The organism is Thiothrix sp., from assembly GCF_028714775.1.
Lineage (GTDB): Bacteria > Pseudomonadota > Gammaproteobacteria > Thiotrichales > Thiotrichaceae > Thiothrix.
Window position 1 is genome coordinate 78,275 of sequence record NZ_JAQTLS010000009.1, and the last position, 15,720, is coordinate 93,994.

Annotated in this window: 15 protein-coding genes; all 15 read left to right on the top strand. The window is 53.7% G+C overall.

Annotated features, from left to right (window positions below):
- Positions 1 to 10 precede the first annotated feature (10 nt).
- The gene (gene gspD / locus PHE17_RS10030) at positions 11 to 2,302 is read left to right on the top strand and encodes a type II secretion system secretin GspD (RefSeq protein WP_301015709.1); all 2,292 of its coding nucleotides are present in this window, start codon (positions 11 to 13) and stop codon (positions 2,300 to 2,302) included.
- Positions 2,292 to 2,699 carry a hypothetical protein gene (locus tag PHE17_RS10035; protein ID WP_301015710.1) on the top strand — a complete coding sequence of 136 codons (408 nt, stop codon included), beginning with the start codon at positions 2,292 to 2,294 and terminating at the stop codon, positions 2,697 to 2,699. The genes gspD and PHE17_RS10035 overlap by 11 nt, the downstream gene beginning before the upstream one ends.
- A 157-nt stretch (positions 2,700 to 2,856) precedes the next feature.
- Positions 2,857 to 4,392 (top strand): hypothetical protein, encoded by a 1,536-nt coding sequence (locus PHE17_RS10040; protein ID WP_301015711.1) that lies wholly within the window; start codon positions 2,857 to 2,859, stop codon positions 4,390 to 4,392.
- A 27-nt stretch (positions 4,393 to 4,419) separates the two neighbouring features.
- On the top strand, positions 4,420 to 5,205 hold the full coding sequence (locus PHE17_RS10045) for a peptidylprolyl isomerase (protein WP_301015712.1): 786 nt from the start codon (positions 4,420 to 4,422) through the stop codon (positions 5,203 to 5,205).
- The gene (locus PHE17_RS10050) at positions 5,202 to 5,975 is read left to right on the top strand and encodes an ABC transporter permease (RefSeq protein ID WP_301015713.1); all 774 of its coding nucleotides are present in this window, start codon (positions 5,202 to 5,204) and stop codon (positions 5,973 to 5,975) included. The genes PHE17_RS10045 and PHE17_RS10050 overlap by 4 nt, the downstream gene beginning before the upstream one ends.
- Positions 5,972 to 7,192, top strand: a complete 1,221-nt coding sequence (locus PHE17_RS10055) for an ABC transporter ATP-binding protein (RefSeq protein ID WP_301015714.1) — start codon at positions 5,972 to 5,974, stop codon at positions 7,190 to 7,192. The genes PHE17_RS10050 and PHE17_RS10055 overlap by 4 nt, the downstream gene beginning before the upstream one ends.
- Positions 7,176 to 8,096 carry a lipid A biosynthesis acyltransferase gene (locus tag PHE17_RS10060; RefSeq protein ID WP_301015715.1) on the top strand — a complete coding sequence of 307 codons (921 nt, stop codon included), beginning with the start codon at positions 7,176 to 7,178 and terminating at the stop codon, positions 8,094 to 8,096. The genes PHE17_RS10055 and PHE17_RS10060 overlap by 17 nt, the downstream gene beginning before the upstream one ends.
- On the top strand, positions 8,077 to 8,973 hold the full coding sequence (locus tag PHE17_RS10065; protein ID WP_301015716.1) for a methyltransferase domain-containing protein: 897 nt from the start codon (positions 8,077 to 8,079) through the stop codon (positions 8,971 to 8,973). The genes PHE17_RS10060 and PHE17_RS10065 overlap by 20 nt, the downstream gene beginning before the upstream one ends.
- Positions 8,974 to 9,024: 51 nt before the next feature.
- Positions 9,025 to 10,266, top strand: a complete 1,242-nt coding sequence (locus PHE17_RS10070) for a glycosyltransferase (RefSeq protein WP_301015717.1) — start codon at positions 9,025 to 9,027, stop codon at positions 10,264 to 10,266.
- Positions 10,251 to 12,320 (top strand): HAD family hydrolase, encoded by a 2,070-nt coding sequence (locus PHE17_RS10075; protein ID WP_301015718.1) that lies wholly within the window; start codon positions 10,251 to 10,253, stop codon positions 12,318 to 12,320. The genes PHE17_RS10070 and PHE17_RS10075 overlap by 16 nt, the downstream gene beginning before the upstream one ends.
- Before the next feature lie 25 nt (positions 12,321 to 12,345).
- A complete protein-coding gene (locus tag PHE17_RS10080) occupies positions 12,346 to 12,528 on the top strand; it encodes a hypothetical protein (protein ID WP_301015719.1) in 183 nt (60 codons plus the stop codon).
- Positions 12,529 to 12,530: 2 nt separating this feature from the next.
- The gene (locus tag PHE17_RS10085) at positions 12,531 to 13,433 is read left to right on the top strand and encodes a glycosyltransferase family 2 protein (RefSeq protein ID WP_301015721.1); all 903 of its coding nucleotides are present in this window, start codon (positions 12,531 to 12,533) and stop codon (positions 13,431 to 13,433) included.
- A 15-nt stretch (positions 13,434 to 13,448) separates the two neighbouring features.
- Positions 13,449 to 14,486, top strand: coding sequence for a glycosyltransferase family 2 protein (locus PHE17_RS10090; RefSeq protein ID WP_301015722.1), 1,038 nt, complete (start codon positions 13,449 to 13,451; stop codon positions 14,484 to 14,486).
- A gap of 298 nt (positions 14,487 to 14,784) precedes the next feature.
- The gene (gene rplM / locus PHE17_RS10095; protein ID WP_301015723.1) at positions 14,785 to 15,213 is read left to right on the top strand and encodes a 50S ribosomal protein L13; all 429 of its coding nucleotides are present in this window, start codon (positions 14,785 to 14,787) and stop codon (positions 15,211 to 15,213) included.
- Positions 15,214 to 15,233: 20 nt separating this feature from the next.
- Positions 15,234 to 15,626, top strand: a complete 393-nt coding sequence (rpsI, locus tag PHE17_RS10100; protein WP_301015724.1) for a 30S ribosomal protein S9 — start codon at positions 15,234 to 15,236, stop codon at positions 15,624 to 15,626.
- Positions 15,627 to 15,720 lie beyond the last annotated feature (94 nt).

The following is a 15,720-nucleotide window of genomic DNA, read 5'->3' on the forward strand; positions in this document are numbered from 1 at the left end:
GGTTTGCTTTGTGAATTACAGGGACAACATCGTTGGACTGGTCAGCGTGGCGGTACTTATGTCTGCTTGCGCATCCATTAAAGACAGTCCGGGCTATCGTGATAATACCAAATCCAAGGGTTTCCAACGCAGCGCGTCCATCCGGGAGTTGGATGATAAGGCGTATGCGCCTCCCGTGCTGCATCCAGTCAATACCGGCGGAGTAATGCCTGTCAGCGATACGGGTAACACGTCCGTGACGCCCTCAACATCCACCACACCCGCATGGGATACCATGCAGCCGACGGCTGCTGCCGCCAGTGCTGATGCTGATAAGAAAGGCAAAGGTGATGTGGAACTGATCTTGGGCGACCAGCAATATTACCGTAACGATGTGAAACGCCCGGCAATGGGTGGGAAAAAGGGCGATGATGACGGTGTGGCGCTCAATTTTGAACGCGCCAGCATCCGCGAAGTGGTGAAAGTGGTTTTGGGGGACATCCTCAAGCAAACCTACACCGTAGAGCCGGGGGTGGAAGGGGAAGTGACCATCAGTTCCACCGATCCGATCCCGCGTGACACCTTGATTCCGACCCTTGAATCTTTGCTGCAAACCCAAGGTGCGGTGCTGTACAAGGATGATACTGGCAACTACCGGGTGGCTGCCCGCGCTAATCTGAAAGGGCGGGGGTTTATGCCATCCGCAGGGCAAATCAAGCCGGGTTACAGTATGCAAGTCGTGACCCTGCGTTACATCCCTGCTGCCGAAATGCAGAAAATTCTGGAGCCACTGGCTAGCCCGGATGCCTTCGTGCGGGTTGACCCGAACCGCAATATGTTGGTGCTGGCGGGAACCAGTTCCGAGCTTGCCAACTTGGCGGCAACCGTCAAGACTTTCGACGTGGATGTGCTGAAAGGCATGTCGGTGGGGCTTTACCGCGTCAAAAATGTCGAAGCGGCAGTGGTGGCGAAAAACCTCGATGCCCTGTTCGGCGAAAGCGGCAATAGCCCGATGGCGGGTATGATCAAGATCATGCCGATTGAGCACATGAACAGCATCATGATCATTTCCGCCAACCCCGATTACCTCAAGGACATGAAGGACTGGGTAGACCGTTTCGACCAAGTAAGCCCGACCGCAGGCCAGCAATTGTTTGTTTACCACGTGCAAAACGGCGATGCGGAACATCTCGCGGATATGCTCAACCAAATTTTTGGCGGTAAGAAAAGTAGCAGTTCTAAAGTGGCGGGTGGCGGCAGTGCGTCCAGCCTTGCGCCGGGTTTGACTCCTGCTACCGTAGGCGCGGATGGGCAGGCAGCAGCGGGAACGGATCAAGCAGCAGCGGAACCTGCCAAAACCATGCTCGGCGATTCCAGTGGGGGTGGCGTCAATATCGACCCAGATGCGGAAGTGCGTATCGTTGCGGACAAAACCAATAACTCGCTGATGATTATGTCTACCAATGAGACTTACCAGCAAATTTTGGAATCACTCAAACGTATCGACCAGATGCCGATGCAGGTGCAGGTGGAGGCTTCCATTATGGAAGTGACCCTGACCGACGGGCTGGAATACGGCTTGCAGTGGTACTTCAGGAATACCGGCAATCTTGTGGGCAGTAACGGTTTGGGCAGGGCTACAGCTTCTAGCACAGGTTTTGTGCCGCCAGCGGGCTTCTCGTTCTCAACCAGTGGTGCGGCCTCCAACATCTTTGGTGTGGTTAATGCTTTGGCGCGTGAATCCAAGGTGCGGGTATTGTCTTCGCCATCAGTGTTGGTGCTGGATAACCAGACGGCTTCCATCCGCGTGGGCGACCAGCAGCCGATCTTTACCGGCAAGCTGGATACCGCGCAAGGTTCATCTTCCACCACCGTGCAGTACAAAGATACCGGGGTTTCCTTGCAAGTCACACCGCATGTGAACTCCAACGGTTTGGTGAAAATGGACATCCAGCAGGATATTACCGACACGGGTGAAATTGATGCTGCCACCGGCAACCGCAGTTTCTTGCAGCGTAATATCAAAAGTAACGTGGCAGTTAAGAGTGGCGAAACCATCGTGTTGGGTGGCTTGATCCGCGACAACAATTCCAGTGGGCGTAACGGTGTGCCGGGGCTGAGCAAAGTGCCGGTAGTCGGTGAATTGTTCAGCGGCAACAGCAGCAGCGGCAAGCGTACCGAATTACTGGTGCTGATTACCCCGACCGCGATTAAGGATCAGCATGACTTGGTAACGACTGGCGAGGAAATGCGTGACCGTATGCAACGCTTGATGGATGGCGATAACTTTATTCCACAATTGAAGGGGCAATATGCAAAGTAAACAGACTTTTATGGTATTGGCATTGTGCTTGCCGGTATTGCTATCAGCTTGCAATTTGTCAGCGGAATCGACAGTGGCTGCAAGTGCGCAACAGCGTTGGGATTCCCTCATTGCGGGGGATACGGAGCAGGCTTACCACTACTACACGGATGCTTTCCAGCAATCCACGCCGTATGCGCATTTCAAAAATAAGTTGCATGGTATCGGTTTGTGGAGCCATGCCAAAGTGGATAAAGCTGAGTGCGAACCATCCGGTAAGCGTTGTACGGTGGCGGTGGATGTGACGGTTACGATGAAAATGCGTGGCTTATCCAAGCCCGTGGATACCACTGACCGGGTGTCGGAAACATGGGTGAAAGATGGTTGGTTTTCGGACTGGCGGTATGTAAAACAATAGGTTTGGGTATAAAAAGACGAAATGGATTCACGTATAATGGCACGGTCTGCCCCGGAAATAGGTTGGTCTGGGAACATGCCTGAGATTATAAAAATGAATCCAACTACTACTCCGTAACAATAGATAAAAGATAGAAACAGGAGGCACGCAAGTGTTCATGAAAAACAAAATAGCCATCGGTGTTGCTGTTGGCATTCTGGGGGCTGTGGGGGTCATCACCAGTGCACAAGCTGTGCATGTCAACCCCGATGGTACAGGGCAGGTTCTGCTATTCCCATACTACAATGCGCGGGATGGCTATGTTACCAACGTCAACTTGGTCAACTCCACCGACCAGACCAAAGCCGTCAAAATCCGTTTCCGTGAAGGTAAAACCAGCAATGACGTGCTGGACTTCAATATCTATATGTCTCCGAATGATGTATGGACAGGTTCCGTCAAAGCCGGTGTGGATAAGGCCGGTAAACCAATAGGTGCGGTGAGCACCGCAGACCGTAGCTGTACATTGCCTGCACTGGTCAACTGTAGTAATGGTGAATGTGGCGGCAAACCCCAGCCATTTACAGGGCCAAACCTGTACCCTAACGTTACCGCTGATGATACCCGCGAAGGTTATGTGGAAGTCATCGAAATGGGTGTCGTTGATGATGCGACAGTCAAAGCTGGTGTCCTGCATAAGAATGGCACACCAACCAACTGCCAAGCGGTTGCCGATGCTTGGAGCACGAAAAAAGGCGGCGTCTTCACTAAAGGTCAGGGAATTTCTGCCCCAACAGGTGGCCTGTTCGGTTCTTCTGCTATCTTGAACGTGGCGGAAGGTTCAGCGTTCTCGGTTGACCCGGTTGCTATCGACAATTACAGCACGAAAGCCCAACACTACCGTGCGGATGACGTTAACAACTTCCTGCTGCCGTCCTTGGCTTCTGGTGATGTGACCAGCAGTAGTGTCATGGTGACAAAACCTACAGGTGAAACCGAAATGGTTGTCACCGATTGGAAGAGTGGCGCAGAAGTGGGTGATGCTTGCCTGAAAGACGGTGATTCACTGACACCTGCTTGCGGCACGAACCCTTATCCTGTTGCCCATGCCCTGCTTGCACCGCATTTGTTGAATGAATACTTCCTTGACCCGTCGTTTGGTTATGATGGTCACACGGACTGGGTAGTGACATTCCCGATGAAGAAACACGGGATTGCCAATGCCGGTAGTGACGTAATTGCTAGCTTTGAAAATGGTATCTTTGACCGTGAAGAGGGCAGCCAAGCTTCTTCAGGTGGTGGTACTGGTGGCAGCACTTCCGATGAAGAATTTGGTTTCTCACCGCCAGTGGGTGGCACAAACCCAGTGGATACCAGCAGTTCCTTGATACGTGAAGTTAACGTCATCAGCTTCAAGTCTACTGACCCATCGTACAATGACAGCCGCACAATCCTCTCCAGTGCTTCCAAACAAAGTGTCAGCGTTGGCCCATTTGTTACGGGTTGGGCACGCTTGTCATTCGCTGGTTACAGCTTGAAAGATGGCTTCAAGTCGGCAAAAGGTTACAGTGCTTCACCGGGTACGTATACGGCTGACAGCAATGTGTATAAAGGTGTTCCGGCGACTGGCGCAGCCTTTATCGAAGGTAATGTCAGCGAGAATGCCCATTCCCTGTTTGGCGATGCGCTCCCGCACAAAATCCAACGCGACTAATCTTGCGTTTGGTCAGGGGGGCGGCTAGTGCTGCCCCCCATTTTCTTGTTTCTGGCTTGCTCATTATTGTTGGTGCTTATGCTGCGTAAATACTTTTCCGCGCTGCTTTGCGCGTTCCTCCCCTTTTCGGTTGTGCTCGCTGATGCGGCGATGACGCCTGAAAACTTGTATATCCGTGATGCTTTGGCTGAAAAAGGAGTGAGTAAAGGCTTGGATAAAAGCCCCGAACTCGAAAAGCTGGTTGTCGAATTCCGTAAAGACCAATTAGCGCGTTTGGCGCTGCAAGCTTCCCTTGATGAAGGGATGCCGGATTTCAATGCCCGTGCTGAAGAACTCTACCAAGCCCGCAAAGACAAGCAATACCACTTGCCCTTACGTCTGCGGGTACGGATGCTGGAAATGGCAGCGTCTGGTGACAAAGAAGCTGCAACCCGTAAACAGTTGGCAGACATCCGCTCCCAAGTTTCCGCAGGGAAGCAGGATTTCAAAGCAGCCGTGCTGCAATACAGCGAAGAACCCGAGCGTAAATTGAGCGAAGGTGACAGCCAATGGTTTTCCGATGGGCAAAAGCCTGATGCCATTTACGCTACCGCTGAGAAACTGAGTGCTGCGCAACCCTTGAGCGATGTTATCGTGCAAGGCGGTACGGCGTATCTGCTGTATTTCCTCGACCGCAAGGAAGCCGAAACCCGCTCGCTGGAAGCCGTAAAGCCGGAAATCATTGCCGAATTACAGCAAGAGTACCGTCAAGACCAAGAAAAAGTGGTGCTGGACGGCTTGCGTGAAAAATTCAAGCAGAATGCAAAGATGTGAATAGCGCAAACCTGACCCTCCTGTGGCAACTGTTGCGGCGCGACCTGCAAGAACGTTACGCAGGCACGGCGCTGGGAGTGTTTTGGCTGTTGGCGCAACCGTTGTTCCTGTTGCTGGTGTATGCGCTGGTGTTCGGTGAAATCCTGCAACTGCGTTTTGGGGCGCAAACCAGTTCCGGGCAGTTTGCTGCCAACCTGTTCGCGGGTTTGACGGCTTTCAACGCACTCGCAGAAGTGTTGTCACGTGCGCCCGCTATCCTCACGGAACGGCGTGATTTGTTGCTGCATTCGCCGCTTTCCCCGATGTTGCTGCCATTATTACCTGTCGGTTCGTCACTGGTGTTGGAAGCTTTATCCATCGGTTTGCTGCTGTTGTGGCTGTGTGTGCAGGGGCTATGCCAGCCTACTGGCGTGTTGTTTTACCTGCCATTTTTGCTGTTGCGGGTGCTTTTTTCGCTGGCATTTGCTTACAGCTTGGCGGTGCTGGGGGTATTCCTGCGTGACTTGCGCCAACTGATGCCGCCGTTGTTGACGGTGTTGCTGTTGGTTTCCGCTATTGTTTACCCGCCCGAACTTGTGCCGGAACGTTTCCAGCCATTTTTGCAGTTGAATCCGTTGGCGCAACTGGTGCAGGGGTATCGTGCTGCGTTGCTGGAAAGCAGTTTCCGTTGGGAAAATTTCACCGCGTTGTTGTTGCTGGCGGGTGGTTTGCTAGCCTTGGCGCTGTGGCTGTTCCAACGCTTGATGCCGCGTGCAAGGTATGTGTTATGAGTGCGGCAATCCGGTTGGAACAGGCAAGTGTGGCTTACCAGCGTTACGCGCACCCGCGTGATGCTTTGTTGGAATGGTTGTTGCGCCGCCCACGCCATACGCTTTTCCACGCTTTGCAGGAGGTCAGTTTTAGCTTGGCAGCGGGGGATTCGCTGGGTGTTATCGGTGACAACGGCGCGGGGAAAAGTACCCTGTTGAAAATGCTGGCGGGCAACCTCCCGCCTACCTCCGGTAGCTGCGAAGTGCAGGGCAGGCGTTCGGCTTTGCTGGAACTCGGCACAGGAATGCAGCCGGAATTCAGCGGTGTGGAAAATGCGCGGATGGGCTTAGCATTACGTGGTCTTACCCGCAGCGAAATCGAAGCGCAGTTACCAAGCGTGTTGGCCTTCGCCGAACTGGGCGAGTTTGCCCAACAGCCAGTGAAAACCTATTCCAGCGGGATGGTGGTGCGCTTGGTATTCGCCATTGCAGCCGTCATCAAACCCGATGTGCTGATCGTGGACGAAGCGCTTTCCGTCGGCGACCAATATTTCCAGAAAAAATCCCTCGACCGGATGCGGGCAATCCTGCGTAACGGCGCTACGCTGGTGTTTTGTTCCCACAACCTCTACCAAGTGCGCGAAATGTGCCGCCAAGCCGTGTGGCTGGAACAGGGCAGGGTGAGGATGCTGGGCGATGCACAGACGGTGGTGGATGCGTATCAGGATGCGGTACGGGGCAGGGGGGAAGGGCTAGAAAAAAAGGATAGGGTGGTGTGTCGCATCGACGGTTCTCCGCAATTGCTCAATGTCACGCTCAATCGTCCGTACTTCCAAACTCACGACCGTTTTGCCGTCACTGTCCAAGCCAGCCGTGGCGACCGCCCATTGACTGATGTGCATGTGGGCATCGTCATTCGCCGCAACGACGACATCCAATGCTTCGGCATCAGCACCTTACACGACGGTGTGCAGATGCAAGACAACGGCAACGGCTTGCTGTCCGCGAGATTCGTCATCGACCGCTTGCCGCTGCTTTCCGGTGAATACTGTCTGGAAGTGTGGCTGATCGACAGTAGTGGTGTGCATGTCTATGACTCGCGGGAACGTTGCTGCCATTTCCGTGTGCAGCAAGCGTCGCAAGCGCAAGGGGTGGGGATGGTGAATTTGCCGCACCGCTGGGAAATGCCAGAAGTGTTGGAAAAGCAGGAGGAGCGGGAAGATGCGTTGGCGCTCTGATGATTTTTCCGTCCGTTACGATGTGTTGTTCCCCCTGTATGCGCAGTTGCCGCCGCGTGTTGGCTACGCTTTGGCGGCGCGGCAGGCTAGTTTTTTTGCCCGCAAGAAACAGGATGAACGTGCTGCCATCCGCAACCAGATGCAAGCCTGTTTGCCGGAAGCGACTGAATCGCAGCTTGACGGCTGGCTCGGCGATTATTTCCGTATGGTGGAACAGGAAGCGCTGGATACGTGGTATCTGCAACACCGACCGATTGCCGACATCGTGGCATTGCAAGGTTTTGAGGTGGTGCAGGAAGCGCTTGCGCAAGGCAAGCGGGTGCTGCTGACGGGTGGGCATTTCGGGCGTTTCTGGTTTGCCGGGTCGGCGATGCGGGCATTAGGGTATACGACTGGCACGATTACCCGCGATGGTGGTGATGAAAATATCCACGGGCTGCATCCGGCGGAATACCGCTTCCGTTTATTTAAGTTACAACGCTTGCAGCAGGCGCTGGGTGGGCCATTTTTAGTGGAAGGCAATGACCTGCGTCCGCTCTACCGGGCGTTGGATAATCACTTGATTGCATTGATTTTCGATGTGCCATACACACAAGCGCACACGGGTAACGTGACAGTGCCGTTTTTCGGTAGTACGATTGGATTACCTGCCGGTATCTATAGGATTGCAAAAAAAATGGAGGCAGTGGTCGCGCCCTTCTACATGCGTGACCGGGGGAATGGACAGGTAGTTGCGGAGTTTTCTGCCTTGCTTGATCCAAACGATTATAACGAACAAGCGATGATGTGCCAGCTTGCCAGCCAGCTCGAAGCGCGGATCAAGGAAAGTCCCGGACACTGGTGGTTATGGCCTGCATTGCCGCTATTACAACGGGACAACAATAATGAATCAGGCCGCTTTTGAACTGCCGTTGCACGACAACCATTCCCATAGCCAAATTGTGCGCCGTGTGCCGCGTTATGCACGGGTTTTAGAATTGGGTTGTGCGGATGGCAGCATGTCCCGCCTCCTCAAACAACAATGCGAAGCCAGCGTTATCGGTGTGGAGCAAAATGTTTATGCCGCATGGCAAGCGCAATGTTTCTGCGATTACGTTTTCACCGAAAACTTGGATGATCCGCATAGCCTAGATGCGCTTGAAGGTGAAAAATTCGACGTAATTACCTTGGTGGATGTGTTGGAACATTTGCAACATCCCGCTGATCTGTTGAAACGCCTGAAACCGCTATTGCTGGATGAGGGGCAGTTGTTGCTGTCAGTGCCCAATATTGCCCACGCTTCGGTACGTTTGGAGTTACTCAAAGGCGGCTTCAATTACGAAGCTACGGGGATTTTGGACGAAACGCACCTAAAGTTTTTTACCGCAGCCACTTTGCAAGCGCTGTTGACGGAAGCGGGTTACGACATGCAGGACTTGGATTACACCAGTCACGACCTTGCTGATACGGTGATTGCTGAACATTTGCAGGCCGCCGGTTTGCAGGTAACGCCCGCAACGTTGGCAACATTTCATGCCCCGGATGCAGTTGCTTACCAGTTCATTGCAGCAGCTTTACCCGTGCAAAGCACTACCAGACAGACGCGGATGCAACCGTTGAAACCTTTGGCGGCATCGCAAGATAGCTGGGCAGGTTTACAAAGTGAATTGGCGCAAACCCAACGAGCATTGGCAGATGCGCAAGCGGAATTGGGGCGCGTTTATTCGACACGGAGCTGGCAGATGCTACGGCGTGGTGCAGAGGCGTGGCGGGAGATTCAGTCGCGGTTCACGCACCGCTGATACACTCGAAGTGAATTAAATTGCAATAATAATAACAAGTTGGGGGCAGGTGTGGAGCAGCTAGCAGGCGGGAACATCAAGGTCAGCGTGATAATGCCAGCCTTTAACCATGCCGGTTGGGTCGGTCAGGCATTGGAATCGGTGCTGAAACAATCGTTTGGTGCATTTGAATTGATTGTGATTGACGATGCCTCCAGCGATGCGACGTGGGCGGCTATCCAGTCGGTGCGGGAAACCTACCGCGATGATTTACGTTTGCATTGCATCCGCCATACTAGCAACCAAGGCGCACCCGCCACCATTAATGAAGCCCTGCAACACGCACAAGGCGAATACATCGCCATCATCAATTCCGACGACGTGTGGGATGAGCAGCGTTTGGAACGCTTGCTGGCGGTAGCGGAAACCGGGCAATACGACTTTCTGTGTACTGATGTCACCTTGTTGGATGCCGATTCCTGTGTCTGCGAAACCCACGAACCGCATTGGGTCGCGTGGTTTGAAGCCTTAAAGCAAGATTACGCCAGCCACGCTGATGTTATCGCCACTTTGTTGCGCGGGAATTTTCTGATTACCACCTCCAATTTCTTTTTCCACCGGCGTGTGTATGCGCAGATTGGCGAATTTGCTGAGCTGCGTTACGTGCATGATTACGACTATGCGCTGCGGGTGTTGGTGGCTGGATTTAAGCTGCACTTTTTGGCGGAAGAAAAACTGCTGGGCTATCGCTTGCACGGTTCCAACACCATCCGCGAAAAGCCCTTGGCAGCAATTGAGGAAAACACCCGTTTGCTGCTGAATTGGTTGCCTTGCTTACACGGTTTGCTGGATGAGCAGCGTTTGCTGGGTTTGCAGTTCCAATTGCAGGGTTTGTACCGCTACACAGGTGAGGAATGGCAAACCACGGTGCATCGGCGTTTGGTGGCAAAAGAGGCGGAATTATTGCCGCTGATTGCTGACCGCGATGCTTGGATTGCTGAGCGTGACCAATTGATTGCTGCTTTGCAGCATCACTTACAACAACACCAACAATGGGTGGCTGACCGCGACCAGTGGATCGGGGAGCGCGACACCATTATCGAACAACAAACGGCTTTGCTCAGCGACCGTGAGCGCTGGTTACAAGACCGTGATGGCTGGATCGCCGAGCGCGACAGCCTGATCCGACAATTACAACAACAACAATCTGAATTGCGCAACAGCCGTGCTTTCCGTTTAGGGGAAAGCCTGTTGACGCCACTGCGCCGTTTTCGGCAGCTTTTTGTGGGGGATACGTTATGCCTGAAAAACTAATCTTACGTGATTGGCAGAAAATCCGTACTTGGCTGGAGCCGCGCATTGAAGCGGGGCAAGTCAGGCTTATTTCACTCGACATCTTTGATACCTTGCTGGCGCGCTGTGTGGAGCCGCCGGTGATCGTGCAGCACGCCGTGTGCCGTGCAGTCGGTAAGCAAGTGGGCATGGCTCCCAGCCTTGTGTGGCAAGCCCGCCAAGAGGCGGAACAGGCATTACGGGCGGAAGCGGTGGCAGCAGGGCTTGACCACGAATGCCGTTATGTCGAATTGTTACCGCGCTGGATGGAAAATATGTTCAAGGAACATGATCCAGCACTGGGGCGTTCGATTTGCCAAACCGAATTGTCCTTGGAAAACGCCAGTCTGCATATCAAACCGGATGCGCAAGTATTCATGGATTGGGTGCGTGAGCAAGGCGTGCGCATGGTGGCAATGTCCGATATGTACCTTAATGGCGATTTATTGGGCGAATTGCTGGGGCGCAAGGGGCTGCTGCATTACTTCGACAATGTATATGTATCGGCGGATTACAAGGAAGGCAAATACTCCGGGCGCTTGTTCCGGCGCATGTTGCAACGTCAGGAAGTGCGGGCTGGGCATGTGGTGCATATCGGTGACAACCCGATTTCCGACCGGCGCATGGCGTGCAAGGAAGGTCTCCAAGGCGTGTGGCTGTACGAGAAAAAAGATTTGCGCCGCCGCGAACGCTTGGCCTTATCTGCACGTATGGCGCAGCGCGGTGGCATTTGGGTGGGGCGGCATTTCTTCGATACCGTGCAAACCCGCATCCAGCAAAACGATGGCTTGAACCCGCGTAACTTTTTCTTCCGCTACGGGCGCGATGTGTTGGGGCCTGCGTTCAGCGTATTTATGCAAGGTTTGCAGGAGCGTTTAAACCGCCAGCTTCAAGCCAAACAGCCAGTGGAAAAACTGCTGTTTGTGGCGCGGGATGGTTTCCTGTTTGAGCGCATGTATCGGGAGCTGGATGAAAAGCTGCCCAGCGAATACGTGTACCTGTCACGCAAAGTGATTACCGCCGCTTCCACCGCTGATGGTTTGGATCACGCCCAAGCGATTGTGGCGTTTTACAACCCCAAACAGCAGGGGCTGGAATCGGTGTGCAAGGTTTATGGTTTGCCGGAAGAAGCCTTGCAACCCTTGGCACGCGAACACGGTTTCGCCAATTTCGCCGAACCGATCCACAACTGGGAAGACACCCGCCTGCACAATTTCCTCAAAGACCAGCGCGTGCAAAGCATTGTCCAGCGGGTCGGGCGCAAACACCGCGACTTGTTGCAACGTTATTTGGAACAGGTCGGTTTTTTTGCGCACAAGCGGGTGGCGCTGGTGGACATCGGCTGGAATGGCACGGTGCAGAAATTCCTCAAGCAAGCGTTTGGCAAACGGGCAGATTTCCCGATTTTGCACGGTTACTATTTCGCCTTCGTCCCCAAGCTGTACAACGACTTTGGGGAAAATAACGTCTGCGAAGGCATCGTGCATGATTCGCGGCGCGGCAATGCCTGCGAGCGTATTCCGGCAGAGTTCGAGGAAATCTTCGAGCAAGGTGCACGTTCGTGGGAAGGCACGACCATCGGCTACCGTGACTGCGACGGGCGCATTGAGCCGGTGCTGAAACCTGACAGTGCCCCTGACCGTCAGGCTGAATTGCGCTGCAACGCCTCGGTGGCGAGGATGCAGGAAGGCATTTTGTGCCATTGGGAACATTACCGTGCCGTGCAACAGTTGACCGGCTATGCCAGCCAGCAAGTGCTGCCCTACGTGCATGGCCTGTTGGAGCGTGCAGTGGTGTACCCGACTGCGGAGGAAACCCGCGAGTTGACCCGTTTGGTGCATACCGAAGATTTCGGGCATGACAATGTATTGGCCTTGGGTAACCGCGCTTTCGGTGTGCGTGATTTGTTACGCCCACAGCAAGTGTGGAACCGCATGAAAGTGGCGGCTTGGCGTTACGCACTATTGGATAAAATACCGACAGGATTGCCGAATTTCGCATTTCGGATTGCGTATTTGCATACCGTCGAAAAATAAAAAATAACAAAAGGGAAGGGCTTGAATGGTACTCAGTCCAATTAAACTGTTTTTGTATGCGCTGGCATTCCATTTCTCATCGGGGCGCGGGCGCTGCTTCAGCCCCGGCTTCAAGGCGCTGGCGGTGTGGTACGCCAGCCGTGCCGAAATGTTGCTGTTTGACCGTTCCGCAGCCAAATGGTGGCGCGGGCAACTGGAACGGGGTTGAACATGGAACCGTGCAGCGTACAGATTTTACTTTCAACGTGGAATGGCGAGCGTTGGTTGCCAGAGTTGTTGGAGTCATTGCGCTGGCAAACTTTCCAGAACTGGCAATTGCTGGTGCGCGACGACGGTTCTAACGACCAGACTTTGCGTATTTTGTTGGAATGGCAGGACGCGAACCCGGAAAAAGTGGCGGGGATTTTGTCGGATGGCGTCCATCTGGGCAGCACCCAAAGTTTCAGCCGTTTGGTGGAATTCAGCACTGCGCCGTATTTGCTGTTCTGCGACCAAGATGATGTGTGGTTTCCTGAAAAAGTGGAATTGCAATACACCCGTTTGCGCAGCCTGCAAGGTGAATACGGGGCGGAAACCCCGTTGCTAGTGCATTCTGACCTAGCGGTGGTGGATCGTCATCGGGAACTGCTGTCGGCCTCTTTCTGGGAATATCGCGGCTTTGATGTGGAACAAGAGCGCTGGGCTTACTTGCTCGACAATGTGGTGACGGGGTGTGCCACCGCGTTTAACCGCACGGCGGCGGATATGGCTTTTCCCTTGCCTGCGCAAGCGATGCAACATGACCGTTGGTTGGCGTTGGTGTGTGCGTGGTTTGGGCATATCCGCGCGATTCCCCATCCGTTGCTGCTTTACCGCCAGCATGAGGGTAATGCCATCGGTGCGCAAGCGGGTACATTGCGGGCGTTAGATGCGCGGGTACAAGCGTGGGGTGGGCAAGCGGAAGCCTTCCTGCAACGTTTCGGTGAACGCATGGCGGTCGCGGATTACCGCCGGGTGGAAGCGTTGGCTGATTTGCCACGTTTGCACGGCTGGGAACGGCGGCAGCACATTGTGCGTCACCGTTTGTTCAAACACGGGGTCTGGGCGAACCTCGCATTACTGCTGTTTGCATAAAATAAGGACAAAATAATGACAACAAGAACGCTCCGTCCTGACGTGGCGGTGATTGTGCTGACCCGTAATGCTGGGCGTTTGTGGCCGGAATGGTTGGATGCCATCCAGCAACAGACGGTTGAGGCGGGGCGCTATCTGGTGATTGATTCGATGTCTGCCGACCATACAGCAGAGTTGGCACAAGCCGCCGGGTTGGAAGTGTTGCGCATCCACCCGCAAGATTTCAGCCACGGTGGAACCCGCCAGCTTGCCGTCGAGCTTTGCCCCGATGCGGAATTGCTGGTGTTCCTGACGCAAGACGCGCTCCTTAAACAGCCGGATTCCTTGGCAACCATCCTGCAACAGTTTGATGCTGACCCACGGGTGGGGATGGCCTACGGGCGGCATTTGCCGCGTGCGGATGCGGATTTGTTGGAATGCCATGCACGCGGGTTTACGTACCCGGCGCAATCTTCCGTGCGTGAGCGTGACAGTTTCCACACTTTGGGTTATCGCGCGGCGTTTTCCTCGGATGTGTATGCAGTGTACCGGGCGCGGGCATTACGCAGCATTGGCGGGTTTCCGCACCATATTATTGTCAGCGAAGATAGCTATGTGGCGGCACGTTTGCTGCTGGCAAGCTGGAAAGCGGTGTATTCGGCGGACAGCACGGTGGAGCATTCCCACAGCTATTCCTTATGGCAGACCTTCCGCCGCTATTTTGATGTAGGGGTGTTCCACGCCTGTGAGCAGCCACTGATGCGCATGGTGGGTGCACCTGACAGGGAGGCCGGGGCGTATGTGCGTTCCTTGATTAGCTACCTCTACCAGCGGCGTAAACGGTTGTTGCCACTGGCGGCGTTGCAGACCTTGGTCAAGTTAGTGGGTTTCCGCTTGGGTAAACGTTACCAGTCATTGCCACCAGCGGTGTGCCGGGTACTCAGTGTGCAAAAAGCCTATTGGCGGGACGCGGGGGAACAGCCATCCGCCTTGCCCGCTTACCTGCCGAAAAAGTGTGAAAAATATATGACAAAAACGTTAAAGAATGTTGACAGTGAAGAGTTAGTTTATTAGAATATTCTCATATTGTTTGACACCGGACTAACACTCCTCCATCCTCCTTTGGTGGTAATTGCGCGGCCTAAAGTAACTGGCCGCGTTTTTTTTGTCCGCGATTTGGTCATCCCCCGTTTTTTCATGTGGTTGGCAACATTTATGGCCTTCCCTCTGGTGGAAGGCATTTTTTTGTCTGGGCTTCGGCGAAATACTTGAGAAATGGTGCGGCTTAGCCTAGAATGCCGCGTTTCTTTATTCCCTCAACTTTCGTGTTGGGGTGAATCGGCAAAACAGATTTTGAAGTGGATAGAGCAAGATGAAAACATTCAGTGCAAAGCCAGCTGAGGTCAAACGCGACTGGTTCGTCGTAGACGCCCAAGGCAAGGCGCTTGGCCGCCTGGCCTCCGAAGTTGCCCGGCGTTTGCGTGGAAAGCACAAGCCGGAATATACCCAACACGTTGATACAGGTGATTACATCATCATCATCAACGCGGACAAAGTGGGTATTACAGGCAATAAAGCTAAAGACAAGACCTATTACTCACACACAGGTTACATCGGTAACATGCGTGCGTTCACCTTTGAAAAAATGCAACAACGTGCACCAGGCCGTGTCGTCGAAATGGCGATCAAAGGCATGTTGCCAAAGAACCCACTGGGCCGCGCCATGTACCGTAAGCTGAAAGTTTACGCTGGCACTGAGCATAACCACCAAGCACAACAGCCTCAAGCGCTGGACTTCTGATCGGGTAGGAATGAATTACAATGGCTGAAACACAATATTATGGTACTGGTCGCCGCAAATCCTCATCTGCCCGCGTCTTTCTGCGTGCAGGTAGCGGTGAAATTGTCGTCAATGGCAAGCCACTGAACCAGTTCTTCGGGCGCGAAACAGGCAGCATGATTGTTCGCCAACCTTTGCACCTCGTTGACATGGTTGAAAAGTTTGATGCATACGTCACTGTTGAAGGTGGCGGTATCACTGGTCAAGCGGGCGCTATCCGTCTGGGTATTTCCCGTGCACTGCTGCAATACGATGAAACCATGCGTGGCACACTGAAAGCTGAAGGCTTCCTGACTCGTGACGCCCGTGAAGTTGAACGTAAGAAAGTCGGCTTGCACAAAGCACGTCGCGCTACTCAGTTCTCCAAGCGTTAATCGCTTTCCGGTACTGGATAGGCAAAAAAGCCGCGCTGTCACTAGCGCGGCTTTTTTTTGCCCAAAAAACGCCCGATTGTCGTCTTTTCAAGGA

Coding starts and splice junctions, on each gene's coding strand:
- PHE17_RS10075 (WP_301015718.1), top strand. CDS start 10,251: ATGCCTGAAAAACTAATCTTACGTGATTGGCAGAAAATCCGTACTTGG.
- PHE17_RS10035 (WP_301015710.1), top strand. CDS start 2,292: ATGCAAAGTAAACAGACTTTTATGGTATTGGCATTGTGCTTGCCGGTA.
- PHE17_RS10055 (WP_301015714.1), top strand. CDS start 5,972: ATGAGTGCGGCAATCCGGTTGGAACAGGCAAGTGTGGCTTACCAGCGT.
- PHE17_RS10040 (WP_301015711.1), top strand. CDS start 2,857: ATGAAAAACAAAATAGCCATCGGTGTTGCTGTTGGCATTCTGGGGGCT.
- PHE17_RS10060 (WP_301015715.1), top strand. CDS start 7,176: ATGCGTTGGCGCTCTGATGATTTTTCCGTCCGTTACGATGTGTTGTTC.
- rpsI (WP_301015724.1), top strand. CDS start 15,234: ATGGCTGAAACACAATATTATGGTACTGGTCGCCGCAAATCCTCATCT.
- PHE17_RS10080 (WP_301015719.1), top strand. CDS start 12,346: ATGGTACTCAGTCCAATTAAACTGTTTTTGTATGCGCTGGCATTCCAT.
- PHE17_RS10065 (WP_301015716.1), top strand. CDS start 8,077: ATGAATCAGGCCGCTTTTGAACTGCCGTTGCACGACAACCATTCCCAT.
- rplM (WP_301015723.1), top strand. CDS start 14,785: ATGAAAACATTCAGTGCAAAGCCAGCTGAGGTCAAACGCGACTGGTTC.
- PHE17_RS10085 (WP_301015721.1), top strand. CDS start 12,531: ATGGAACCGTGCAGCGTACAGATTTTACTTTCAACGTGGAATGGCGAG.
- PHE17_RS10090 (WP_301015722.1), top strand. CDS start 13,449: ATGACAACAAGAACGCTCCGTCCTGACGTGGCGGTGATTGTGCTGACC.